The sequence below is a fragment of the Fodinicurvata sp. EGI_FJ10296 genome, from assembly GCF_040712075.1.
In the GTDB taxonomy this organism is placed as follows: Bacteria; Pseudomonadota; Alphaproteobacteria; order DSM-16000; family Inquilinaceae; genus JBFCVL01.
Genome location: NZ_JBFCVL010000002.1, coordinates 270,074 through 294,134, shown reverse-complemented (window position 1 = coordinate 294,134; position 24,061 = coordinate 270,074). Strand labels below are relative to the sequence as shown.

Sequence of the window (24,061 nt, the reverse complement as noted above, 5' to 3'; positions counted from 1 at the left end):
CCCCGCAGCGGTGTCGCAGGCCAGATTGTGGGCTGCTTCCAACTGTGCTAAACCGCGCACGCGGACGAGCGTCGGCGGCGCATTTGCGCCGGTCCGGCGGTGTGTCCCGTGAAGACCAACCGCATTTCAGGGATTTTCCGTGAGCGACACCGTCAATCCGTCACCGCACGAAGCTGTCGGCATCGAAGACGAGATGAAGCGCTCGTATCTCGATTACGCGATGAGCGTGATCGTGAGCCGGGCACTTCCCGATGTGCGGGACGGGCTGAAGCCCGTCCACCGCCGCATCCTCTTCGCGATGAAGGACGGCGGCTACGACAGCACCAAGCCCTTCAAGAAGTCGGCGCGTATCGTCGGTGATGTGATGGGTAAGTACCATCCTCACGGCGACTCGGCGATCTATGACGCCATGGTTCGTATGGCGCAGGATTTCGCGATGCGCCTGCCGCTGATTTCCGGACAGGGCAATTTCGGGTCGATGGACGGCGATCCGCCGGCGGCCATGCGGTACACAGAGGCTCGGCTTGCCAAGGCGGCCGAAGCCATGCTCGACGACATCGACAAGAATACGGTGTCGTACATACCCAACTACGACGAGACGACGCACGAGCCCAGCGTGCTGCCGTCGCGGTTTCCCAACCTGCTGGTGAACGGTGCGGGCGGTATTGCCGTCGGCATGGCGACGAACATTCCGCCGCACAATCTCAGCGAAGTGGTCGACGCCTGCAAGGCGATGATCGACGACCCGGATATCCGCGCGGAGACGCTGCTGGAATTGATTCCGGGCCCCGATTTCCCGACCGGCGGCGTCATTCTCGGCCGCTCTGGAAGCCGCGCCGCGGCCCTGACGGGCCGTGGCAGCGTCGTCGTGCGCGGAAAGGTCGCGATCGAGGACATCCGCAAGGACCGTCAGGCCATCATCGTTACCGAGATCCCCTATCAGGTCAACAAGGCCAAGATGATGGAGCGGATCGCCGAGGTCGTGCAGGAGAAGCAGGTCGAGGGGATATCCGACCTGCGCGATGAGTCCGACCGGGACGGCGTCCGTGTCGTCATCGAGCTGAAGCGCGACGCCAATGCCGATGTCGTTCTGGCCCAGCTCTATCGGTACACCCAGCTTCAGACGTCGTTCGGCGTCAACTGCCTGGCATTGAACGGCGGCCGCCCGGAACTGATGACGACGCGCCAGGTATTGCGCGCCTTCCTGGATTTCCGGGAAGAGGTGGTCATCAACCGGACGATCCATCTGCTCGGCAAGGCGCGCGAGCGGGCGCATACATTGCTCGGTCTCGGGGTGGCGGTCGCCAATATCGACGAGGTCATCACGCTGATCCGTCAGGCGCCCGATCCCCAGACGGCCCGCCAGCAATTGATGGACCGCCGCTGGCCGGCCGGAGATATCGCGCCGCTGATCGAACTCGTCGACGAGCCCGACCGGCCCGTGCACGAGGACGGCACGTATTCCATGTCGGAGACGCAGGCGCGGGCGATCCTGGATCTGCGCCTGCACCGGCTGACCGGCCTTGAGCGTGAGAAAATCAGCGATGATCTTCAGGCGGTCGTCGATCAGATCGCGGAATATCTGGCGATCCTCGGCAACCGCGAAAAGCTGCTGACGATCATCCGCGACGAACTCGACGAGATGAAGGAGAAATTCGGCACGCCGCGGCGCACGGTGATCGAAGAGGCGGAATTCGAGACGGACATCGAGGACCTCATCCAGCGCGAGGACATGGTCGTCACCGTCAGTCACCAGGGCTATATCAAGCGGGTGCCGCTTTCGACCTATCGCGCCCAGAAACGCGGCGGCAAGGGCCGTGCGGGTATGGCGACCAAGGAAGAGGATTTCGTTTCCGATCTCTTCGTCGCCAATACGCATACGCCGATGCTGTTTTTCTCGTCACGCGGCATTGTCTATAAACTCAAGGTCTATCGCCTGCCGCTGGGGAGCCCGACGAGCCGCGGCAAGGCATTGGTCAACATGCTGCCTCTGGACAAGGGCGAGTGGATCACCACCGTCATGCCGATGCCGGAAGACGAGGAAGAGTGGGGCGGTCTGAACGTCGTGTTCGCAACGGCCAGCGGCACTGTTCGGCGCAACCGGTTGTCGGATTTCACCCAGATCAACCGCAATGGCAAGATTGCGATGAAGCTGGATGACGGCGATTCGCTGATTGCGGTCCGCACCTGCCGCGAGGATCAGGATATTCTTCTGGCGACCCGCAACGGTATGTGCATCCGCTTTTCCGTGACCGATGTCAGGGTGTTTTCGGGGCGGACATCCACGGGCGTTCGCGGGATCCGGCTGGCGGACGGCGACCGCGTCATCTCGATGTCGGTGCTGGAAGGCAGCGAGGACAGCGCCGAGCGGCGGCAGGCCTATCTCAAGGGCGCGAATACACTGCGACAGGCCGAAGGCGAGGACGTTGACGGCGAGGACGCACCCGAAGCGGCCGCTTACGAGATCGACCCCGAGACTTTTGCCGCAATGGAAGAGCGGGAGCAGTTTATCCTTACGATCAGCGAGACCGGCTTTGGCAAGCGGTCGTCAGCCTATGCCTATCGCCGGACCGGGCGGGGCGGCAAGGGTATCTGGAACATGCAGATGGGCGAACGCAACAAGGCGATCGCCGCATCCTTCCCCGTCGTCAACGAGGCGGAGATCATCCTCGTTACCGATGGCGGGCAAGTCATGCGATGCCCGGTTGACGATGTCCGTATAGCCGCCCGCAAGACCATGGGTGTGACAGTCTTTCGCGTCGCGCCGGGCGAACGGGTGGTGTCGGTTGCGGCGGTGGTCGATGATGCCGGCGAAGACCAGCCCGAGGACGGCGAGTCGGCCGGAACAGACCCGACCGGGATCGATCCAGCTGGCATCGGCCCAACAGAAATCGGCCCGACAGAAAACAATGAAGAGCCGGAGGACGGCGATACAGGCGGGAGGAACGACGAATGACCCCAAAGCGGCGGGTTGCGTTGTATCCGGGTACGTTCGATCCGATAACGAACGGGCATCTCGACATTATTCAGCGCGGGATGAGCTTGTGCGACGAGCTGATCGTGGCCGTGGCGCGGAATGCCGGGAAAGGGCCGCTGTTTTCGACCGATGAACGCGTCGAACTCGTGCGCGAAGAGGTGGGCCCGCTGGTTCAGGCCGGCGCTACGATTCAGGTCCGCCCGTTCGACAATCTGCTGATGCATTTCGCGGAATCGGTCGAGGCCAGCATGATCGTGCGCGGACTTCGGGCGGTATCGGATTTCGAGTATGAGTTCCAGATGGCCGGAATGAACGCCAAGATCAATCCAACGATCGAGACCGTCTTTCTGATGGCATCCGATCGCAATCAGTTCATATCATCCCGTTTCGTCAAGGAAATCGGGCGGTTGGGTGGCAACGTCACCCATTTCGTCAGCCCTCGGGTGGCCCAGCGGCTGGAGACCCAGTTCTCGCGCGAGAAGCAGGTGCGGATCGCCGAATAGACCATGGTTCGGACCCGACCGCTTCGGCACGGCGCAGAGATCAATAACCGCTCAGCCGTATCGCAGCCACTCTGAGATCGGTGGAGGGCGCCGGTCCCGTGTCGGCCATGATGGCGAAAGCGACGCCCAGACGCCGCAGCATCAGGCGAATTCCGCGGGTTGTCAGGCACAGGATGAATTGTCGGTTACCGGCCTCCGCGAACATCACCAATGCCTTTATCAAGGTATCGGCTTCGTGGCGTCCCGTGGCGACGAGCGGGTAGACTTCCAGAATTCTGTGGCGCGAGATCGTCCGGTTTTCAGCGCGAGAGAGTAATCGTTCCACAGGTTCATTCAGAAACTGCTCGGCAAGGAACGGTACCCTGGAACAGTTGATGCCGGCGCAGGCGATGGCCCCGGTCTCCCGCGGCATACCCGGCATATCCGCGGCCCGGTTGTCAGAGATCGCCAGATGGTATGCTTCCGGCTCGGCCGGGAAACAGCTGCCGCCAGCGTTGCCGCCTTTCTGCATGATGGCGGCTCCGGACGGGACCGAAAGCGCATCATAAAGGCGGACTGCCAATTGCCATCCGGTTGAACCACGCTCCGCCGATATGACACGGGTTGCGTCGCAGTTCTGACCATCGCCCCGTAAAGCTTCCATCGACATGACATTCATTTTCCGATCTCCCGCCGCGCCATCGAGGGTGGAAAGACATTAAAGCAACTAAAAGTTTATAATATGTCCTTTTGTACGCGCATGAGTAATAAAAAATTGCGCTTTCGCCGGCGATTTGGGGGCGCACGGGTTTGGCAGGCTTGATGAGGGCGCCGCTGGACGCATCTCTTAGGCGTATGAAATGGATCAACAATCCAACTGAGGGAGACGGACGACATGTTCTCGGAAAATCTGCATCGCCGGACACCGCGCCCTACCAACACCCGTGCAGCAGCCGCCACTGCTATCGGCGCCGCACTTGGCTCGGTTCTCGCGCTGACGCCGCTTTCGGCCTCGGCCGAGATTGTCGGGGAGTCCGTCATCTACGAGGTCGATGGCGAAACTTTTGAAGGCTATCTCTCCAGAAATACGGCGCTGGGCGATGATCGTCCGACGGTCGTGATCGTTCATGATTGGGATGGACTGACGGAATACGAGATGCGCCGGGCGGACATGCTGGCCGCGCAAGGTTATGCCGCATTCGCCATCGACGTTTACGGGCAGGATGTGCGCCCTCAATCGACCGAGGAAAGCCAGGAAGCCAGCGGCGCCATGTATGGCGATCGTGACACCTTCCGCGCGCGTCTGATGGGGGGATTGGAGGCGCTGGGCGACATCGATGGTGTGGATGACGACGATGTCGTTGTCATCGGCTATTGCTTCGGCGGCGCCGGCGTATTGGAAATGGCGCGTGCCGGGGCGGACGATGTCGAAGGATATGTCGTCTTCCATGGCGGGCTCGGCACGCCCGAGGGTCAGGACTATGGCGGCCTCGACGAGCCGATGCTGCTGCTGCACGGTTCTGCCGATCCGGTTTCGTCCATGGCCGATCTCGCGGTCCTGACGGAAGAACTGGACGGCGCGGGCGTCGATCATCGAGCCATGATTTTCGGCGGCGTCGGCCATGCCTTTACCGTCTGGTCAAGCGGCGATTACGACCTGGAGGCGGATCGGGCGTCCTGGCAGGCCATGCTCGACTTCCTCGATGAAACGCTGGACTGATACCGGCCATGCGGCCAGTAGACCGGTCCAGATCGCCCCGCTCCGGGCCGGCCCGGTCTACGGGATCAGGCCAGCGTCAGATAATCGCTGGCCCATCCCAAACCGGCGAGCGTTCCTGCCGCGGGCCGGTATTCGCAGCCGACATGTCCGCTATATCCAATATCGTCGAGAACGCTCAGCAGGACATGGGGCGCAATTTCGCCCAGGTCCGGTTCGTGGCGATCGGGGACGCCAGCGATCTGCACATGCCCGATCAGATTGAAATGGCGATGAAGGCGTGTGATCAGATCGCCTTCCATGATCTGGGCGTGATAGAAGTCAAATTGCAGCCGGACATTGGGTCGGTCGATTTCGGCGATGATCTCGGCAGCCCGGTCGGTCGTGGCGACGATATAGCCGGGTACGTCGCGGCTGTTCAGCGGCTCGATACAAATCGTTCTGCAGCTCTCGGCCGCGCGATCGGCGGCATAGCGGACATTGTCGATATAGGTTCGATGCGCGTCAGCCGCGTCGATCTTCGATCCGACCACGCCGCCCATCAGGTGCAGGCGCGGACACGATAGCGCTTTCGCATAGGACAGCGCCTTGTCGATACCGGCTCTGCACTCGCTCAGGCGCGCGGGCAATGCGGCGGTCCCTCGCTCGCCCGCGTCCCAATCGCCGGGAGGGCAGTTGAACAGGACGATTGCGACGCCGGCTTCTTTGGCGGCTTCGGCCACGGCCTCCGGCGAATGATCGTAAGGAAACAGGAATTCGACAGCACGAAAACCGGCTTCGCGCGCATGGGCGAACCGGTCGAGGAAATCATGCTCCGTGAAGAGCATCGATAGATTTGCTGCTAAACTCACCATGAAGACATTGAATGGTAGAGTATGGCACGGATCCGGTACAGAATTTTCAATGGCCGGTGAAAGCTTTGTCGCAGGAAATTATCGTCGGCGGAACTGCTGAGGGAAAGCATAAGGGGGACCGTCAGGCGCGTCCCCCTTTTCTTTGATCGGTTCAGCCGAATACAAAGCTGATCGCGGCCAGCAAAGTAACCGCACCGAAAACCGACAGGCCGACTTCGTTAAACACCGACATGACGTTTTCCTTTAGGTTCGCGTTTCACTCTAAAGCCTAAGTAATCCGTCCGGCATCGCGGCGCAAACGTCCTCGCTGCATGCCTGTCAAGCGAGAATCGCACACCTTGGGTCACAGCCTGAAAAGCCCGAAATCCAAGACATTTTGCCGAGTCGTGTCAGGTGTCGGATTGGTGTTCGCTCGTCCAGCGCGGCACGGTAGTGACGCTGTCGGTGCCGCTGGATGCTTACCAAGCCGACGCGAGCCGGGATTGTATCTGTGGTGAGAGAACCCAATTAATTCGGTGCTATCTTATGTTTTGAAGGCGCTCATCGAATAGCAAAGAATGTCGGGCGGCAAAGCAACCATATCCCGGCGAAAATCTCTACAGACCTCTTTGAAATTGATCTCAGCGGCACCGGAGTTCCAGGTTGTGAAGAGACCTCATCCTCGATCGGCAGCAATTCTCGAAACCGAACTGAAGCTGCTGATGGCGGCGGATGCCTTGAACCGCATATCCATGTTGCCGGTCGTTGCGGCCCATGCGCGCGACGTTGGTACGCAAGAGACCTTGACCGCCCGGTATTTCGATACCGCCGATCGGCAGCTATCGAAGCGGGGCATCACGTTCAGGGTCCGCAAGGAAGGCGGAGGCTACGTCCAGACCGTAAAAACTGCTCCCCCCAAGGACGGCGCCGCTCTGACGCGTTGTGAATGGTCGGCGCCGGTCGATGGGTGGGACCCCGATCGAGACCTGGTCGCCCCGGCAGCAGCGCATGAGTCCCTGCTTCGGAAGATCGTGCTCGGCAATCGCCTGGAACCGATATTCGAGACAGATATCCGCCGTGATAAGCACCTTATCGATTTGCCAGCCGGCCCCCTCGGCGACGGGGCGCCAACGGGCGAGCGGGCGGTCATCGAAATGGCGATCGATCGCGGTACCGTCGCAGCCGGCGGCCGGAAGGCGCCGATCGCGGAGATCGAGTTGGAGTTGATCGAAGGCCGGCCTGATTCACTTTATCGCTTTGCCATGGCAATAGCCGCCGATCTGCCTGTCAGACCGTCCGTGATCAACAAGGCCGCCATGGGATGGCGTTTGGCCGAGGTCCCTGCCGACTCCTCTGAATTGACCTCTCCGACCTGGGTTGCCGCTCCCGATCCGAAATGGACCAAGCGCAAGCCCATCTCGACCGACGATGCCTTGGCGGCTGTCGTTTCCCAATGCCTATTCCACCTGGTCGCAAATACCGAACCGGCGCGGGAAGGGGTGGCCGAAGGCATCCACCAGATGCGGGTTGCCACCAGGCGGCTGCGCTCGATTGAAGCCTTGTTCCGCTCGGTCCTGCCCCAGGAGGACCGTGATCGATTGCGGGAGGGCGCGCGGATGATCGCAGCGGCGCTTGGCCCGGCCCGGGATTGGGACGTTCTGCAAATCGAAACCCTTCCTGCCGGGCGCCTTGGCGCCGGGAATGGTACGACACTGCAAGAGGAACCGGCATGGGATGCCTTGAAAGTGGCGGTGGAGCAGCGGCGGGCGGCTGCCCATCGGTCGGTCGCGGCCATGATCGATGACGGCGCGTTCGGCCGATTCACGATTTGGCTGGGTTGGTGGTACGAAAGTCGGGGATGGCGAAACGGCTGCCCCGCCCCGAACCGCCTCGACCGGTCGGTGACGGCACTGGCATCAAAACGTCTTGCTGCCCAGCACCGAAAAGTGACCACTGATGCGGCCCTGTTCGCCACACTCGACACCGAAGCCCGGCACGCAGTGCGAAAGCGTGTCAAGAAACTGCGCTACAGCGTCGATTTCTTTAGCGGGCTGTACAAGACAAAAAGCGTCAAGGGCTATCGCAAAGCGCTGAAATCGATCCAGGACCGGCTCGGCCGCATGAACGACGCTGCGGTCGCTGACGCGCTCTTGACGAACCTTTGCCGGGACCTGGCCGCGAAGGCCGATATTGAGTTCGGTCTGGTGGCCGGTAGGACCATCGGATGGATCGATCGCGATGCGGCCGAGGCGCTCGCCGCGACCGACAAGATATGGAACCGGTTCAGGAATGCCGAGCCGTTCTGGCGTTAATACTCATTTTCCACCAAAACGAGGGCCGAAGCGGCCGATTAGATATCAGCGCGGTTTCGAGCGAGTGACCGCTCTTGGCTGTCGCATGGTCGGCCGGGTCAATTCCGGTATGACGGATCCTGGCGATCAAGCAATCGGACGAATGCCTGCCACTCCATTTCCAGCCCGTCGCTCTCGATGAATGCATCGACGGGAGTTCCGAGACCCGCTTCATACTGACGGGCCGTGTGCTCGCAGACATCGGCCGGGGGCAGGACAAGATCGCGGGCCATCGACAATGCCGAGATCTGAATTTCGCAGGCCTTGTTGAGGTAATACATCAGCGAGAAGGCGTGCGGAATGGAGCGCCCGGCGGTCAGCAATCCGTGATTGGCCAGCATCATCGCATCGCGGTCGCCAAGGTCGCGCTGCAACCGCTCGCGTTCGGAAAGATCCAGTGCGATGCCCTCGTAATCGTGATAGGCGAGCCGGTCATGGAACTGCAGGGATATCTGGCTGATCGGCAGCAGCCCGTCCTTCAGCGCGGCCACGGCCATGCCGGCGCGCGTATGCGTATGGGCGACGCAAATGGCGTCGTGCCGTACCGCGTGGATGGCGCTATGAATGGTGAAGCCGGCGGGATTAACCGGGTATTCGGTCGCCTCGACCGGATTGCCATCCATGTCGATCTTGACCAGGTTGGATGCGGTCACTTCTTCGAACCGCAGGCCATAGGGATTGATCAGGAAGTGCCGTTGGCCGCCGGCACCGGGAACGGCTGCCGACACATGGGTATAGATGTGGTCGGTCATGCCGAACATGGCGAGCAGCCGGAAAAACGCGGCCAGCTGAAACCGGTGGTGGGCTTCGACCCGCTCGGGTTCCGAATGGCGAGAAATCAAATCTTCATTCATTGCTGATGTCGTCATGGCCAGGGCCCGCCTCGTATGTGGTGTGTGTTTTGGTGAAGAATGAATATCACGAATGCCCGGGCGCTCACGAGAGGCGGCATTCGGCGGCCTGGAGTGAGAAAGCCGTTGAGTCCACCGCACGATTGTGCAATCCGAACGTGTGATCTGTATAACCGGGGTTGAGAATGAGATTGTCGCCGCTGACGGACCGCATACGCAACGAGGGGTCCCGCGCCTGGGCCATCCATAGCCGCGCGATCGATCGCCAGCGTCGTGGTGACGACGTTATCGTGCTCAGCGTCGGCGACAGCGACACCGGCACACCACCTGCGGTCGTAGAGACGGCGAAACGGTCGCTCGACAGCGGCCGAACCCACTACACCCCCGTTGCGGGCGAGCCTTGGGCCCGCCGCGCCATTGCCGCGGCGCACGAGCGGCGCACGGGTGCCGCCACCGCACCGGAAGACATCATCGTGACGACAGGGGCGCAGAACGCGCTGTTCTCGGCGGCGATGTGTCTGTTGGGGCCTGGCGACGAAGTGATCGTTCCGGCACCGATGTACGCGACCTACGAGGCGGTGTTCGGCGCCTGCGGCGCGACGATGATTGTGGCGCCAAGTAGCGCCGACAGCGGTTTCCGCACTGATCCGCGAGCGATTGCCGCTGCGGTCTCAAGCCGTACGAAGGCAATTTTCGTCACTACGCCGCACAATCCAACCGGCGTTGTGCTGGATCGGGCGGAACTGGCGGCCATCTCCGATATCTGTATCACGCGGGATCTGTGGCTGCTGTCGGACGAGGTTTACTGGTCGCTGGTCTATGATCGTCCGCACACCAGCGCGCGCAGTCTGCCGGACATGATCGAGCGGACGGTCGTCATATCGAGCCTGTCGAAATCCCATTCGATGACCGGATGGCGGATGGGCTGGGCGGTCGTTCCGCCGCAATTGGCCGAAGCGATGAGCAACCTGCTGCTATGCACCAGCTATGGCCTGCCGCCCTTCGTGCAGGATACCGTGCCGGTCGCCCTGGCCGAAGACGATACCAGCGCCACGGACCTCTGCGCGCGCTTCCGTGCCCGACGCGACCTGGTCTGCGACAATCTCGGCGGCATCGACGGCCTGGTCGCGCGCAAACCCGAAGGCGGCATGTTCGTTATGGCCGATATTCGCGGTACCGGCGTCGGATCGGAGGTCTTTGCCAACGGGCTACTGGATCGTTACGGCGTGTCGCTGCTGGCGGGCGAAGGGTTCGGCGGCGGCGCCGAGGGTTTCGTGCGCATCAGCCTGTCCGCGCCGGAGGACCGGCTGGTCGAAGCATGCCGCCGGATCGCCGCCTTCGTCGCCGAGGGCGCCGGGTCTTGGTCGGCACATCACATGCGAGGGTAGAACTTCGGAGGAGGGGGCTGATATCGAGCTCACCCCCACCAGAAACACAAGGCAGTTCTCGGACGGCACAAATTTAAAGGCCGGCAGAATCTATTACTTCGTGAATGAGCGGCTGCAGCAATCGGTTCGCGGAAACCGAGAGGTGGTCGTCATCCGTGTACAGCCACCCACCGTTGTCGAAGACAGCACACCGTCCGCCAGTTTCGCACAGCACATCCAGGGTGCTGTGGAACGATGTCTCTGACGACGATGCGCGCGCCAGCGCAACTCTTTCAACTTCCTCGATCTCTCGACGGAGTTCGACTGATGCTGACAGATCCAACAACCATTGGCTCGCCCAGATTGGCCTTCCCACCGAGAGGAGCGATCGAGGCGAGTCGCCTATTACCGCAACGTGCGCTCCGGTTGTAGTCAAATCCTGCGCCGTTATAGTTGCCTGCCGGGACCATCGATCATATCCGACGCGGAGCCGATGAATGTAGATCTCTGAGAACTGATGCACAACGACCAAGTCGACAGGAGTATCTGTCAAATATGCGAGCGCGCGATTGGTGTAGCCGTCGCAGCTCGGCCGGTAGTCGTGGATTTCAGGATGCGGATACATGGCACAGGCTGAGCCGGTCGCGACTTCCGCTATGCCGCCCCGATTTGTAACAACATCAACGAATGCCTGCGAGATTGCGGCCGCATGAGAATCGCCGAGCAACAGGGCGCGAAATGCGGGTTCTACGTCTGGGTGATAGCGGCACGGATCAAATCCATTATCGCCTCGTTGACGAGCGCAGTCAGAATCGAGCGTTGTTGCCCGGACTGCCGGCTCTGAATGGTACTTTTCGACAATCATTGGGACGGCCCAAAGTCCGACTATGGAGATCGTGACGGCAATGAAATAGGTTGCCGTATTGCCGCGACTGCTCTTGCCACGCGTGTCTTGAGTTTGCCGATATCCTGATCGATAGCGGTTCTCGATAAATGCATGTGTTGGAATAGCCAACGCGACGCTCATCATGGCTGCGATTAACGCAGACATACTCGTCGAAAACAGCGTCAAGGCGTAGGCGATCAGCGGTCCTTGCCAGAGATACACCGAATAGGAGCGATCACCCAACCAGACCAGTGCTGCGTTGCTGATAAGATGATTTGTTGGTCCAGTGTCAAGCGCCCCAGACCAGAGCAGGAATGCTACGGCAAGCGTCGTGTATATCGATGTGTTGCCCGGGATCACGGCCGTATCTGAAACAGTCGCGAAGCTGTAGGCGATCACCAACAGGGAAAAAATCTGGAGTACCCAGATCATCGGCCTGAGTGTGCTGCGCCTTAAAATAGTAGTGCATATTGTTGCAGCTATTATTCCCAGTGAAAATTGCCAAAGCCGCGATCCTGTAAAGAAGAATGAAAATGCGCGAATGTCGCGAAATTCAAGAAGCTGCCAGTTGTTTGCGAGAGCGAGGGCCAGCCATAAAGACGCGATGAGGCATGCAATCCATAACCACCGGGTGAATGTCTTGAAATTCTTGCCCGGTGCCGTCGAAATTTTTCGGCCGATAATGAACGAAAAGAATCCTCCGGTGGCGGAAAACAGTAGGTAGAACTGGATCTCGACGCCGAGTGACCACATATTTAATAGAGGATTCGATTCAAATCCGCCGAAGTAATCTTCGGCCTCTATATAGAAATAGATGTTCGCTGCACCTGCGAGGCTAGCCAATGCGGAATGGGGGACGGTTCGCGCCAGATGCTGAGGTGTGTCGATCAGCATTGACAGTAAAAGTACGGCTGTCACGACTACGGCTAGTGCGGGAGCCAGCCGCCGAATCCGACGCATGACAAACAATTTTGGAGAGAAATGTCCTGTCGTGTTCACTTCGTGAATTGCGGTGCTGGCAATGATGTACCCGGAGATTACGAAAAAAATATCGACGCCGAGAAAGCCGCCGGACACATTTTCGGTGGCATGATACAGAATCACGCCAAGGACTGCCAATCCTCGCAACGCTTGAATATCAAGACGTTTGGCCGCTAACGGTTTGATACGGGTGCTCGCCATCGTTCGTCCGTTCTTTATTTCGTATTATGTTTTTGTTCAAATAATCTATATTGTATTCAATTTCATACAGTTTTCCTGAATGGTTGACAGTATAGAACACATGCCAGCTTAGTCCGTTTCAGCCGCAGCGAACATGACTGCATCGGGCTTGGAACACAAGACTTGTGTCGGATCCGGAATGGCATCTGGTGGCGCCTGATTTGCCGCGAAATCTGAGGCATCGACACAATCCATAGAAGGAATTGTGGGCCGTTATCTCTGCGATATTCCACGAATTCCAAGCGGGCCAAGTTCCGTCGGCGACGTTGGGTAGGCAATCGCTTTCCTGCCGGCGCGACCGGGATGTGAAGGCGTGCTGGGCGACGACTGCCATGGGCGATCGCCGAACGCCGGGTGGCAAGGATATCCGACCCAGGCATGGGTGGCGCGCGCCGTACGGTGGAAGGATGATTGATCCGAAGGCGCGGCGCCCGCCGAACATAAAAAGCCCGCCTGCCGGGGGTGCCGGTAGGCGGGCCATTCTATTCGTCATGAATCGCTGCTGAAACGACCAGGTCGGCTCAGCAGCAGGTCCGATAGTTATGCAGACTGGCGCTGACGCGGGCGGCCGCCGGCATCGCCGGTCTTGGCTGGTCCGTGTCCACCCGGTCCGCCGTTCGGGCGACCCTGCGAACGCGGAGCACCGCCGCGATTCTGTTGCTGGCGTGGCCGTCCGGCCCCACCGCCGCCCGGCTTGCCGCCGCGTCCACGCGGTCCGCCGTTCGATTGCGGCCGGGGTTCCGGCGCGGCGCCTTCGATCATTACACCGTCCGGACCGACGCCATAGCCGATCAGCCGCTGGATGTCACGCAACAGGCCGCGCTCCTCGCCGTCGCAAAGCGAAATGGCGATGCCGCTGTTGCCAGCCCGTGCCGTCCGGCCGATCCGGTGAACGTAGGATTCCGGAACGTTGGGCAGGTCGAAGTTGACGACATGGGACACACCGTCGACATCGATACCGCGAGCGGCGATATCCGTCGCGACCAGGATCGATTCACGGCCGGCGCGGAAGCCCGCAAGTGTCCGTTCACGCTGGCTCTGCGTCTTGTTGCCGTGGATGGCCCCGGCCGAAAGCCCTGCATTCTGCAGATGGCGCGCGACCTTGTCGGCGCCGTGCTTGGTGCGGGTGAAGACGATCGCGCGATCGACCTCGGCCACCGAAAGCAGATCGACCAGCTTGCCTGATTTGTCGCCACGATTGACGAAGACGATCTTCTGTTCGATCCGCTCGATCGGCTGCGCTTGCGGCGTGACAGCGATTTCGACGGGATCGGTCAGGAAATCCGCCGCCAGGGCGCGGATCGGCTTTGGCATGGTCGCCGACAGCAGCGCCGTCTGACGCTTTGCCGGAAGGGTCGCCAGGATCCGGCGGATCGCCGGCATGAAGCCCAGATCCATCATCTGGTCGGCTTCGTCCAGGATTACCGTGGTTGTCCGGTCGAGCCGGATGGCACCGGTCGACATGTGGTCAAGCAGGCGTCCCGGCGTGGCGACGACAATGTCGGCGCCGCGTGCGACGGCCCGAATCTGCGGACCCGGCTTGGCGCCGCCGACGATCAGAGCCACCGAATGGCGGACGTTGCGGCCGTAGGTGCGGATGTTATCGGCGATCTGATTGGCAAGCTCGCGTGTCGGCGCCAGGATCAGGGCCGTGCAATTCTTGGGCTGCGGACGGGCGCCACCTTCGGCAATCCGGTTAAGCAGCGGCAGTACGAAGGCCGCCGTCTTGCCGGTGCCCGTCTGGGCAACGCCGACGATATCGCGACCGCTGAGCATCGCCGGGATGAACTCGGCCTGAATCGGGGTCGGAGTCGTATAGCCTTCGGTCGTGACGGCGCGAAGGATGGGCTCGGCAAGGCCGAGATCAGTAAAATGAGTCAAGAGGATACTTTCATTCCAGGTCCATGCCGCCGACGAAGCCGACAGTCAGGGACGCAATCTTCTATTAGGGGGAAGCTTGTGCAGATCAGCCGCCGAGATATGTGCGCTGGGCACCAAGGTCAGGCAACGATCAACATGGAAAGTTGCCTCTTGTGTCGTCACCGCCGACGATCGGATCGTCCTCTACACGCGGATAACGCGGACGAACTTCTCGCACATGCTCTACGGCAGCGCAACAAGAAACGGTCGCGGGGCTGATGCGCGCAATTCGCAACGACGCCCGTCTTGAACCCGCCATCGCTCATTTTCGCGCACCGGGATAGGCCGGCTTACCTTTCCGGTGTCCCGGCGTCGCTGTTGCCGTGCCATTGCGCGCGATCGCGGCCGCAGGCGAAATTCGGCGCGAGCGTATCGGCGATCTCGCGGGCGAGCGTATTGGCGTCCGGCGTCAGGGTCGCGTCGACATAGCCGACATCACAGCTTTTGCCCGCGGCCCTATTGGCGACGGTGGAGACGACCAGCACGGCGCGCCGCTCGCTTTCAGTGCCCGCGCTGCCGACCAACCAGCGATGAATGGTGGCAAATGGGCGGAGTTCGCCGCCGGTATCATGCAGCCGCCATTCAATGGTGTCGTGCACTTCGTTGAAGCCGGCAAAGCTGTTCCAGTGCCGGGTTTTCTCTGACTGGTGGCCATAGCTGAGTGACATCCGCCCGTTATCGTCGGCCACATGGACCGGCAACCCGCCATAGCCATCGCAGCGCAACTGAATCCAGTTCTCTTCCGGCGCGTCCGCGGTCGGCTCGCCCGTCACGGTGCAGTTTTCGTCCCAGTTCAGCGTGGAATAGGCGCTTGTGGCCCCGGTCTGATTATCGGCGGCGGCGAAGGAGCCCGCCGCCGCCAGCATCAATCCTGCGAGTGTCGCTGTCGGGGTCGTCGTTGTGCTGAGCTTCGGCATTAATGAGCCTCTGGTCTCGGGGTATCGGGGCAAGCGGTTTCCGCCTCCTTCATTAACGCATCAACGGTTGCCGTCGCCAGAGGGAAGCCGGTTTTCAGGCGTTCGGTGCGTTTGGCGACGGCGCGTTGGCCGGGCAGACGCACCGGGGGATCTCCCGGCCGGACGGCAGAGGCCCGGCAGGCGCGGGCCAGGAATCCGGTTTCGCGCACCAGGGCATCGCGTCCGCCGAAGGCGTCGGGGTCGAGGATCTGGACGAACACCGATGCCCCCCATTGCTCGACACCGTCGGCGCGGCCGTGGCCGGACAGCCCGCAGGTCATCGCCTCGACCATCAGCCCCATGCCGAAGCCCTTGTGGCCGTGATCCGGGCCGCCCATCGGCATCAGCGTGCCGGGCGTGTCGGTGAACAGCACGGCCGGATCGTCGGTCGGGTTGCCCGCGGCATCCTTGACCCAGGCATGGGGCAGCTTGCGCCCCTCACTGTGGTACTGGATCGTGGTGTTGTTGGCGGTGGTCGACATGCTGACATCGATCAGCACCGGGCCGTCGTCGGTCGGATAGCCGAAGGCCAGCGGGTTGGGCGACATGACCCCCTCGATCCCGCCATGCGCCGACACCGTTCTGTTGTGGGGGCTGGCCGACATGATTTCGATCGCAAAGCCGCGTTCGACCGCGCGATTGAGATAGGTGACCAGTCCGGCGATATGGTGCGAACGTCGCATGACCACCGTGCCGGTGCCGTAGGTGGACGCCATGTCGATCGCGTGGTCGATGGCCTGCAGCGTGAGCCATGGGCCCGGCAGGTAGTGGCCGTCCCACGTAAGGGCCGCAGGGCGCTGTGCTATGACCGTCGGCGCGCCATCTTTCGACATTCTGCCCGATCTGATTTCCGCCAGATAGCGCGGTAGCAGCCGCAGACCGTGGGTGGTGTGATCCATGAGATCGCCATCCATCAGAATGTCGACGACGGCGTCGGCCTTGTCCGATGCCATGCCCGTGCCGATGAGCAGGTCCAGGGCGAGGCGGCGAACGGTAGCGAGCCGCCACAGCGGCGCGGATTCGGTTTCGGATGATGTCATGAATGGCGGCCCACTGGTTTGAATGCGTCGATTGGTTGGTGGTTGATACACCATCGGGGTCAGATGGCGGGAAGGTCGATCGCTGCGCGCATCAGGTTGGCCAGTCGCGTCGCGTCGTCGGTCACCCCGGCGAGGTCGAGGGTCAGCAAATCGCGGTCGCGCATCAGCCAGCGCCCGGCGACCATGCTGTCGCGCACATCGCCCGGCCGCGCGGCATAGACCAGGGCCGCATAGGGATCGTGGCGGGGGTGAAAGCGCGGCGCGCGTGTATCGATCCGGATGATGTCAGCCTGATAGCCCGGCGCCAGGCGGCCAATGCGGTCGCCGAGGCCAAGGGCGTCAGCGCCGCCGCTCGTCGCCAGGGTCACCGCCTGCCAGGCCGGCATAACCGTTCGGTCGTTAGCGCGCATCTTCTGCATCTTGGCTATCATATCCATCTGGGCGAACAGGTCGATGGTATTGCCGCTCATCGGGCCGTCGGATCCCAGACCGACCCGCGCGCCGGCGGTAATCAGGTCGAGGGCCGGGGCGATGCCCTTGCCGGCCTTGGCATTGGCCCCGGAATTGATCGCGACACCGACCGATCTTTCGCCCAGCAACGCGATGTCGGACTCGGAGACCGTCAGGCAGTGTGCGGCGATCAGCCGTTCATTCAGCAATCCGCAGCGATCGTAAAGGCCGGTTGGTGTGGTGCCGTATTTCTCGCTCACCCAGGTCGTTTCATAGGGCATCTCGGAAAGATGGCTCTGAACACCGATATCGTGATTTTCGGCAAAGGCGGCACACCGCCGGAGAATGTTCTCGCCGGTCGTGTAAGGCGCGTGTGGTGCGATGGTCGCCGTCAGCAGCGGGTTGCCCACCGTCGCCGCGATCAGGTCTTCCGTCAGCTTGAATCCGGCGTCGGGTCCCTGTCCGTCCGGCGCCTTGAAATCGACGATCGTCTCGCCGAGTACCGCGCGCAGACCAGTGGGGGCGAGGGCGTCGGCGATGTCCGGTTCGAAATAGTACATATCCGCCGCGCAGGTCACGCCGCCGGCGATCAGTTCCGCCGCCGCCAGCCGCGTTCCGACGCGCACCATTTCCGGGGAAACGAGTTTCGCTTCCAGGGGAAATATGTATCGGCGCAGACGATCGGGTTCGTCGTCGCCCAACCCGCGAAACAGGCTCATCGGCAGATGGCCGTGGGTATTGACCATGCCGGGCATGACGATATCGCCGCCGCAGTCGATGATCTCTGCCGCCTCGGCCCGCAATTCCTGCGATGGGTCGCCAGCGCCGACCGCGAGAATCGTCTCGCCCCCGACGGCGACGAACCCGGGCGAGACCACGGCATCGGTGCCTGTGCACGGCAGCACGGTGGCGTTCTCGAAGAGGATGCTGGCTTTCGATGCGGGCATGTCGGTTTCCTGTACGGTCGGCCGGGGTCAATCCGTTGCCGGAAGCAGGCAGCATTGCTCGGGCACCAGCGTCAGTCGCGCCGATTGCCCTTCCTCCAGAGGGCGCGTCATCGCCCCAGTGGCCTGGACGGTGCCGATCGAGGTATCGGCCTTGTACTGATACGATCGGCCGAGATAGGTGCGCACGGCCAGCCGGGCCCGGAGACCGTGGGTCTCGTCGGAGGCTTCGTCTTCCGGGATGGCGGTCAGCCCTTCGGCCCGGGCGCCGAGGGTGAAACGGTCGGGAATGGTGCCGAATGCTGCCTGGTCCATGCGGAGCGTGTCCGATTCCGCCCGGACGGTCGCGACCGAGCCTTCGCGATCGATGACCTCCATCGGTATCAGCGTCTCGAAGCCGACGAATCGGGCGACGAAGGCGTTGGCCGGCCGGCGGTACAGGGTCTCCGGCGTGTCGAACTGGCTGACCCGGCCCTGATCCATGATCGCGACCCGGTCGGAGATCGAGAACGCCTCTTCCTGGTCGTGGGTGACGTAAAGCGACGTGATGTCATGGGACCGCTGAAGAGCGCGAATTTCGACACGCATGTCCACGCGCAGTTTGGCATCCAGGTTGCTGAGCGGCTCGTCGAACAGTAGCAGCGAGGGCTTGATCACCAGCGCGCGGGCCAGCGCCACCCGCTGTTTCTGCCCGCCGGACAGGGCGGCCGGATAGCGGTCGGCGAATTGGCCAAGGCCGACACGCTCCAGTATGTCAGCCACCTGGCGCGCGCGTTCCGCGCCACCGATGCCCCGCTGCTTCAGGCCAAAGCCGACATTATCGGCCACCGTCAAATGCGGGAAAAGGGCGTAGCTCTGAAACACCAGTCCGATATCGCGTTTGTGTGCCGGTACGCGGTTGATGTCCTGACCGTCGAGCAATACGCGGCCCTCGGTTGCCGACAGGAAACCGGCGACCAGCCGCAGTGTCGTCGTCTTTCCGCATCCGCTGGCGCCCAACAGCGAGACCAGCTGACCCCGGCCGATATCGAGATCGAGGTCGAACAGCACCTGCGTCTTGCCGTAGTGGACGGAAATATCGTTCAGGCTCAGGGATTTGGTCATGAAATCTGATTTTCCGCTTTAACGATTAGCGCACGAAGTAACCAATGCCGAGGGTCCGCTCCACGACGATCATCACGACCACGGTGAACAGCATCAGCAACACGGACAGTGCCGCAACTGTCGGGTCGAAGAAGTTTTCCACATAGGTCAGCATCTGGATCGGCAGTGTGCTGACGCCGGGACCGATCAGGAACAGCGACACCGGCACATTGTTCAGCGACGTGATGAACGCCAGGATAAAGGCGGCAAGAATCCCAGCCCTGATATTCGGCAGAACGACGGCGAAGAATGCCCGCGCCGGCGGGCAGCCCAAAGAAACGGCGGCCTCCTGAGCCGCGAAGTCGAACGTGGCGAGGCTGGCGCTGACCACCCGCACCGAGTACGGAAGGATGATCAGGCTGTGGGCGATCAGCAGCGTGGGAAACACTGGCCACCGCAGATCCGCCGCAAGCCATTGCAGCATCGAAAAGCCGAAGACGATTTCCGGCACCAGGATCGGCAGGACGAAGACCGTCGACAGGAAACCCGGCAGCCTGACGCCGTATTTGCGCATGGCATAGGCGGCCGGAATGCCGAGCATCAAAGAGATCGTCGTCGCCAGAAACGCCAGTTGGAGCGACAGCCAGAATGTGCGGCGAAATGCTGAAACCTCGAAAATATTGGCGAACCAGTCCCAGGTGAATCCGCGTGGCGGAAACGCCAGAAAGGTCGTATCCGAAAAAGCCGCCGCCGCGATGATCAGCAGTGGAGCCTGAAGGAATACGAATACGGCCAGGGCGGCAGCGGCAAGCAAGGGGTTCGATTTCTGGTCGGCGTGCATGGTCGCTGTCTTTCCCTTAGCCGGCTTCGGGGTTGAGCCGGCGCGCCAGCCGGCCCATGGCCAGAACGATCGCCACTGTCGCCACCATCATGATGACGGCGATCGTACCGGCCGCGGCCCAGTCGAAATTCACCATTGCCTCGCGATAGAGGAATGTGGCCAGCACGGTATTACGCTGTCCGCCCAGAAGCAGCGGCGTGGTGTAGGCGGTGAAGCTGCCGGTGAACACCAGCACCGAGCCGACGATGAGGCCGGGAACGGCGAGCGGCAGCGTCACCTGAAAAAAGGTCGCGACGGGCGTTGCGCCGAGCGACCGCGACGCCGCCATGAGATCGCGGTCGATGTTTTCCAGCACCCCCACCAGCGACAGGATCATGAGCGGCGTGAACAGATAGACAAGACCGCTGATGATGGCGAACTCGGTATAAAGAAGCGTCAGCGGCTCGCTGATCAGCCCTATTCCGACGAGGGCCTCGTTGACGATGCCGTTGCGGCCCAGGATCGCGATCCAGGCAAAGGAGCGCACGACCGTTCCGGTCAGCAATGGAAAGACGGCGCATACGATCAGAACGCTGCGCCACGATGCCCGGCAGCGGGCGATATAGGCCGCGGCTGGAAGCCCCAGCACGATCGCGATCACAGTGACGATCAGCGCAATCCTCATCGTTCGGATCAGCACGCCCCGGGCGAAGTCGTCGGCGAAGAATGCGGCGTAGCTGCCGAACGGGTCGGACAGGTCGAACGTCGTCGCGACAGTCGCGCCGAGCGGCAGCAACAGGAAAATCGCAATGGCCGCCAATCCGGGGGTGACCAGGATCCAGGGCAGGGCTCGTGCCATCATGGGCCTTGTCGCGGGTTGTCGTGGGCCGTTGGACGGGCGGTGCCGGAAGTATCCGGCACCGCCGCAACGTCAGGAAAGAAGGTTCGGCTGGGCCGGCATCAACTGGCGAAAATGTCTTCCCAACGATCGACCCAGTCGTCGGCTACCTCATTCAGCCGTTCATAGTCGGGAATGCGCAGGGCATCGACGACATCCTGACCATAGGTCCAGGGGGCGGCTTCTTCCTCGGTCAGTTCAACATTGGTGTTGATCGGAGCGTCGACGCCACGAACGGCCAGCGCCTTCTGAACGTCCTGGTCCAGATGGAAGTTGATGAAAGCGTGCGCCAGTTCCTTGTTGTCGCTGCCTTCGAGGATGTTGATCGTGTTGAGATTGGCATAGGAGCCTTCTTCCAGATCGGCCCAGACCGCCCCCGGTACGGCGTCGACGACCGATGACAGGGTAAAGTCCTGAGCCGCCGCGACGCTGATTTCGCCCTGGGAGAACAGATTGACCATTTCCGACCCGCGGCTGTAAGCCGTCAGAACGTTCGGCTCCAGTTCCGCCAGGCTCTCGAACGCAGCGTCCGGGTTTTCGAAGGCATCGACGCCGGCGCGTTCGGCAGCGGCCAGGATGATCAACTGGCCGGCGGTGGTGACCGGATTGGGGATCGAAACCTCGCCTTCGAGATCGTCGCGCCACATGCCGCTCCAGCTCGTCACCGGCTCGTCCAGCGCCTCGCTGTCATAGATGATGCCATAGCGCCCGATCGTATAGGCGGGGCCGTATTCTTCGTCGTGCGGCGCCCGTCCGACTTCGTAGATGTTATCGATATTCGGGATCAGGCTGCGGTCGATCTCGGCGAACAGCCCGGCATCGATCGCCTGCTGGGCAAAGGCATCGGCCAGATAAATCAGGTCCACGCCTTCCCGCACGCGGACGCGATTGAGACGGTCGGCGTTGTTGCCGGTCTCCAGGACGATTTCGACGTCGTGTTCTTCCTCGAACGGCGCGTAGAGTTCTTCTTCGAGAATGTCGCCGTTGAAGCCCCAGGTCGAGATCACCAGTTGGTCCTGCGCCAGCGCCGGGCCGGCGGCCAGGGCGGCGCCGATGCCGGCGACGAGTGCCGAACGTGAAATTGCGATCATTTCGAGTACCTCCTGTTTTTCCGGTTCATGCCGTCGAAAGCGGTCCGTTCAGTTCCTGTTCGACGAGTTCGGCCCAATAGCTCGCCCCCGTGGCGATGGCGGTGTCGTTGAAATCGTATCGGCCATTGTGGTGCAGGGCGCCTTCGCGCGCCGGACCGTTGCCCAGCCACACATAGCTGCCCGGTATCGCGCTGGAGAAGACGGAGAAATCGTCGCCCGCCGTCGACGGCGGGAATTCCCGTACGACCCCAGCCTCGCCGACCACGGCCGCCGCCGCGCGAATGGCCCGGGACGTCACCCCGGCGTCGTTGATGACAGGGGCAATACGCCGAATAAAGGTATAGTCGGCGGTCATTCCCGTTGTAGCGGCGATGCCGAGGGCCAATTGCCCGATCTCGTGTTCCAGCATGTCGCGCACTGTGGCGCTGTAGGCCCGCGCCGTCCCCTGTATTGTGACGGTGCCGGGAATGACGTTCGCGGCGTTGGGATCGCCCGCTTCGACAGAGCATGCACTGACTACGGCCGGCTGCAGGGGGTCGACCCGCCGCGCGACAATAGTATGCAGCATGGTCAGGAAATGTCCGGCTGCGGTAACGGGATCGCGTCCCAGATGCGGCTTGGCGCCATGGGTTCCTTCGCCCCGCAAAACGACGCGCCACGTATCCGACGACGCGAGTTGCGGACCCGTGACGACGGCAATCTGATCGGTATCGAGCCCCGGCATGTTGTGCAGCCCATAGACCGCCCGCATGGGAAAGCGGTCGAGCAAACCGTCATCGACCATCGCCTGCGCCCCGCCGCGGCCTTCTTCAGCCGGCTGGAAGATGAAATGCACGGTTCCTGAAAAGCGCCGGGTTTCGGCCAGATAGCGCGCGGCCGCGAGCAGCATGACGGTGTGGCCATCATGGCCGCAGGCGTGCATCTTCCCCGGTATGGTCGACCGATAGGCTCGCTCCGTTTCCAGTTCGGGCATCGCCAGCGCATCCATGTCGGCCCTGAGACCGATTCCAGATGCATTGGATGGTCCGTTGGCCAGTGTCCCGACAACGCCTGTGCCGCCAATGCCGCGGGTCACCTCGATTCCCCAATCCGTCAGCGAGCGTGCCACGATTTCGGACGTGCGGGTTTCCTCGAAGCCCAGCTCAGGGTGAGCATGCAAATCCCGCCTCAGAAGCGTCAAGTCGTCCAGCCAGGGCGTGATTTGCGGTTTCACAGGCATGGGCACCAATCCGGCTAAGATTACGAATGGTTCGTCCTTGCCCTATTCGGCCTGATGGTGCAAGTCGATCCGTATGCATGCAGCCTGTCGAAGATCAGCATGCCAATGCAGGATTGTGGCCGAGGGCGGATTATGACCGTACGAATATCCGAAGCGTCATTCGCACCCCACGATTACTGGCAGACACTGTATCCACCCGGCAGCATCGTACCGGACGCGAACGGATGCTATGGCCGGATGTTTCCCGGCAGCTTACCCGACGGCCGGCAGATCGCGCTCCCGATCCGCCCTTTGCCGCGATCGGAGCATGACGAGGGGCCAGCGCAGGCGGTTGCATCTCTGATCCTGACCCAGGCCGGATTTCTGGTGGAGGAGTCGCTCGTATCGGCGGCAGCAGACCTGGTGCGGCGTTACGAGCCGGATATTGTAGTCGCCGTCCCGACTCTCGGCCTGATCGCCGGCCGCGGTGTCGCTCGCGCGCTCGGCCATGGCCGCTATGTTGCCCTGGGGACCAGCCGCAAGTTCTGGTATCGGGAGGAACTGTCGGTACCGATGTCGTCGATCACCAGTCCGGGTCCGGGCAAGACGCTTTGGCTGGACCCGCGCATGGTGCCTCTGCTCGAAGGCGCGCGGGTTGCGCTTGTCGATGATGCCGTCTCGACGGGCCGATCGCTGACAGCGGCAATGTCGGTTTTGCGACTGGCCGGCATCGAACCGGTCTGCGCGGCGGTCGCCATGCTTCAGACTGACCGCTGGCGGGCTGCTGTCGAGAACGCTGCCCCTGGCTTCAGCCGGCATGTCCACGGCGTGTTTCAGACGCCGATTCTGGTACAGAGTGCGTACGATCCACCGAGATGGCGTCCCGCCTGAAAACGGGAATAGCGAGACATTTGTTCTTTAAAGACGTGTGGCGCTGCATGCTATCGTGTCGATGATTCAATGATCGGCGGAGACG

General features: G+C 61.9%; 19 protein-coding genes. 6 read left to right on the top strand and 13 right to left on the bottom strand.

Annotated elements, in window-relative coordinates:
* The first annotated feature begins 139 nt into the window (after window positions 1-139).
* Both gyrA and coaD read left to right on the top strand, forming a co-directional pair.
* On the top strand, window positions 140-2,956 hold the full coding sequence (gene gyrA / locus ABZ728_RS04800; protein ID WP_366654714.1) for a DNA gyrase subunit A: 2,817 nt from the start codon (window positions 140-142) through the stop codon (window positions 2,954-2,956).
* On the top strand, window positions 2,953-3,480 hold the full coding sequence (gene coaD / locus ABZ728_RS04795; protein ID WP_366654712.1) for a pantetheine-phosphate adenylyltransferase: 528 nt from the start codon (window positions 2,953-2,955) through the stop codon (window positions 3,478-3,480). Before gyrA ends, coaD begins: the two co-directional genes overlap by 4 nt.
* 40 nt (window positions 3,481-3,520) lie before the next feature.
* Here coaD and ABZ728_RS04790 read toward each other — a convergent pair whose 3' ends face one another.
* Window positions 3,521-4,138, bottom strand: coding sequence for a thermostable hemolysin (locus ABZ728_RS04790; RefSeq protein ID WP_366654710.1), 618 nt, complete (start codon window positions 4,136-4,138; stop codon window positions 3,521-3,523).
* A 216-nt stretch (window positions 4,139-4,354) separates the two neighbouring features.
* Between ABZ728_RS04790 and ABZ728_RS04785 the strand changes: the two genes are divergently transcribed.
* A complete protein-coding gene (locus ABZ728_RS04785) occupies window positions 4,355-5,179 on the top strand; it encodes a dienelactone hydrolase family protein (protein ID WP_366654709.1) in 825 nt (274 codons plus the stop codon).
* Between the two features lie 65 nt (window positions 5,180-5,244).
* Here ABZ728_RS04785 and otnI read toward each other — a convergent pair whose 3' ends face one another.
* Window positions 5,245-6,030, bottom strand: coding sequence for a 2-oxo-tetronate isomerase (gene otnI / locus ABZ728_RS04780; protein WP_366654708.1), 786 nt, complete (start codon window positions 6,028-6,030; stop codon window positions 5,245-5,247).
* 644 nt (window positions 6,031-6,674) lie between these two features.
* Here otnI and ABZ728_RS04775 point away from each other — a divergent pair.
* Window positions 6,675-8,321, top strand: a complete 1,647-nt coding sequence (locus ABZ728_RS04775) for a CYTH and CHAD domain-containing protein (protein ID WP_366654707.1) — start codon at window positions 6,675-6,677, stop codon at window positions 8,319-8,321.
* 98 nt (window positions 8,322-8,419) lie between these two features.
* Here the strand turns inward: ABZ728_RS04775 and ABZ728_RS04770 are convergent, their stop codons facing one another.
* Complete coding sequence (locus ABZ728_RS04770) at window positions 8,420-9,229, bottom strand: class II aldolase/adducin family protein (RefSeq protein WP_366654706.1); 810 nt, start codon at window positions 9,227-9,229, stop codon at window positions 8,420-8,422.
* Between the two features lie 167 nt (window positions 9,230-9,396).
* On the opposite strand from ABZ728_RS04770, the gene ABZ728_RS04765 reads away from it, so the two are divergent.
* Complete coding sequence (locus ABZ728_RS04765) at window positions 9,397-10,599, top strand: aminotransferase class I/II-fold pyridoxal phosphate-dependent enzyme (RefSeq protein WP_366654705.1); 1,203 nt, start codon at window positions 9,397-9,399, stop codon at window positions 10,597-10,599.
* Between the two features lie 73 nt (window positions 10,600-10,672).
* On the opposite strand, the gene ABZ728_RS04760 is transcribed toward ABZ728_RS04765, so the two are convergent.
* The 10 genes from ABZ728_RS04760 to ABZ728_RS04715 form a co-directional block, all read right to left on the bottom strand.
* Window positions 10,673-12,646 (bottom strand): acyltransferase family protein, encoded by a 1,974-nt coding sequence (locus ABZ728_RS04760; RefSeq protein WP_366654703.1) that lies wholly within the window; start codon window positions 12,644-12,646, stop codon window positions 10,673-10,675.
* Window positions 12,647-13,225: 579 nt separating this feature from the next.
* Window positions 13,226-14,566, bottom strand: a complete 1,341-nt coding sequence (locus tag ABZ728_RS04755; protein WP_366654702.1) for a DEAD/DEAH box helicase — start codon at window positions 14,564-14,566, stop codon at window positions 13,226-13,228.
* 329 nt (window positions 14,567-14,895) lie between these two features.
* A complete protein-coding gene (locus tag ABZ728_RS04750) occupies window positions 14,896-15,522 on the bottom strand; it encodes a hypothetical protein (protein ID WP_366654701.1) in 627 nt (208 codons plus the stop codon).
* Window positions 15,522-16,601, bottom strand: coding sequence for an Ldh family oxidoreductase (locus ABZ728_RS04745; RefSeq protein ID WP_366654700.1), 1,080 nt, complete (start codon window positions 16,599-16,601; stop codon window positions 15,522-15,524). Before ABZ728_RS04745 ends, ABZ728_RS04750 begins: the two co-directional genes overlap by 1 nt.
* Before the next feature lie 59 nt (window positions 16,602-16,660).
* Window positions 16,661-17,998, bottom strand: a complete 1,338-nt coding sequence (locus ABZ728_RS04740; protein ID WP_366654699.1) for an amidohydrolase — start codon at window positions 17,996-17,998, stop codon at window positions 16,661-16,663.
* Window positions 17,999-18,025: 27 nt separating this feature from the next.
* Window positions 18,026-19,099 (bottom strand): ABC transporter ATP-binding protein, encoded by a 1,074-nt coding sequence (locus ABZ728_RS04735; RefSeq protein ID WP_366654697.1) that lies wholly within the window; start codon window positions 19,097-19,099, stop codon window positions 18,026-18,028.
* A gap of 25 nt (window positions 19,100-19,124) precedes the next feature.
* Entirely contained in the window at window positions 19,125-19,919 is a 795-nt protein-coding gene (locus ABZ728_RS04730; RefSeq protein ID WP_366654696.1) for an ABC transporter permease, read from the bottom strand.
* Window positions 19,920-19,935: 16 nt separating this feature from the next.
* Complete coding sequence (locus ABZ728_RS04725) at window positions 19,936-20,760, bottom strand: ABC transporter permease (RefSeq protein ID WP_366654695.1); 825 nt, start codon at window positions 20,758-20,760, stop codon at window positions 19,936-19,938.
* Window positions 20,761-20,858: 98 nt separating this feature from the next.
* Window positions 20,859-21,887 carry an ABC transporter substrate-binding protein gene (locus ABZ728_RS04720; RefSeq protein WP_366654694.1) on the bottom strand — a complete coding sequence of 343 codons (1,029 nt, stop codon included), beginning with the start codon at window positions 21,885-21,887 and terminating at the stop codon, window positions 20,859-20,861.
* A 25-nt stretch (window positions 21,888-21,912) separates the two neighbouring features.
* A complete protein-coding gene (locus ABZ728_RS04715; RefSeq protein WP_366654693.1) occupies window positions 21,913-23,106 on the bottom strand; it encodes an amidohydrolase in 1,194 nt (397 codons plus the stop codon).
* Between the two features lie 132 nt (window positions 23,107-23,238).
* Here ABZ728_RS04715 and ABZ728_RS04710 point away from each other — a divergent pair, with 132 nt between their 5' ends.
* A complete protein-coding gene (locus tag ABZ728_RS04710) occupies window positions 23,239-23,976 on the top strand; it encodes a phosphoribosyltransferase (protein WP_366654691.1) in 738 nt (245 codons plus the stop codon).
* Window positions 23,977-24,061 lie beyond the last annotated feature (85 nt).

Excerpts from the sequence above, each read along its gene's own strand:
- ABZ728_RS04765 (WP_366654705.1), top strand. The coding sequence starts at position 9,397 with ATGAGATTGTCGCCGCTGACGGACCGCATACGCAACGAGGGGTCCCGC.
- otnI (WP_366654708.1), bottom strand. The coding sequence starts at position 6,030 with ATGGTGAGTTTAGCAGCAAATCTATCGATGCTCTTCACGGAGCATGAT.
- ABZ728_RS04750 (WP_366654701.1), bottom strand. The coding sequence starts at position 15,522 with ATGCCGAAGCTCAGCACAACGACGACCCCGACAGCGACACTCGCAGGA.
- ABZ728_RS04710 (WP_366654691.1), top strand. The coding sequence starts at position 23,239 with ATGACCGTACGAATATCCGAAGCGTCATTCGCACCCCACGATTACTGG.
- ABZ728_RS04735 (WP_366654697.1), bottom strand. The coding sequence starts at position 19,099 with ATGACCAAATCCCTGAGCCTGAACGATATTTCCGTCCACTACGGCAAG.
- ABZ728_RS04715 (WP_366654693.1), bottom strand. The coding sequence starts at position 23,106 with ATGCCTGTGAAACCGCAAATCACGCCCTGGCTGGACGACTTGACGCTT.
- ABZ728_RS04770 (WP_366654706.1), bottom strand. The coding sequence starts at position 9,229 with ATGACGACATCAGCAATGAATGAAGATTTGATTTCTCGCCATTCGGAA.
- ABZ728_RS04720 (WP_366654694.1), bottom strand. The coding sequence starts at position 21,887 with ATGATCGCAATTTCACGTTCGGCACTCGTCGCCGGCATCGGCGCCGCC.
- ABZ728_RS04745 (WP_366654700.1), bottom strand. The coding sequence starts at position 16,601 with ATGACATCATCCGAAACCGAATCCGCGCCGCTGTGGCGGCTCGCTACC.
- ABZ728_RS04785 (WP_366654709.1), top strand. The coding sequence starts at position 4,355 with ATGTTCTCGGAAAATCTGCATCGCCGGACACCGCGCCCTACCAACACC.
- ABZ728_RS04730 (WP_366654696.1), bottom strand. The coding sequence starts at position 19,919 with ATGCACGCCGACCAGAAATCGAACCCCTTGCTTGCCGCTGCCGCCCTG.
- ABZ728_RS04790 (WP_366654710.1), bottom strand. The coding sequence starts at position 4,138 with ATGAATGTCATGTCGATGGAAGCTTTACGGGGCGATGGTCAGAACTGC.
- ABZ728_RS04740 (WP_366654699.1), bottom strand. The coding sequence starts at position 17,998 with ATGCCCGCATCGAAAGCCAGCATCCTCTTCGAGAACGCCACCGTGCTG.
- coaD (WP_366654712.1), top strand. The coding sequence starts at position 2,953 with ATGACCCCAAAGCGGCGGGTTGCGTTGTATCCGGGTACGTTCGATCCG.
- ABZ728_RS04760 (WP_366654703.1), bottom strand. The coding sequence starts at position 12,646 with ATGGCGAGCACCCGTATCAAACCGTTAGCGGCCAAACGTCTTGATATT.
- ABZ728_RS04725 (WP_366654695.1), bottom strand. The coding sequence starts at position 20,760 with ATGATGGCACGAGCCCTGCCCTGGATCCTGGTCACCCCCGGATTGGCG.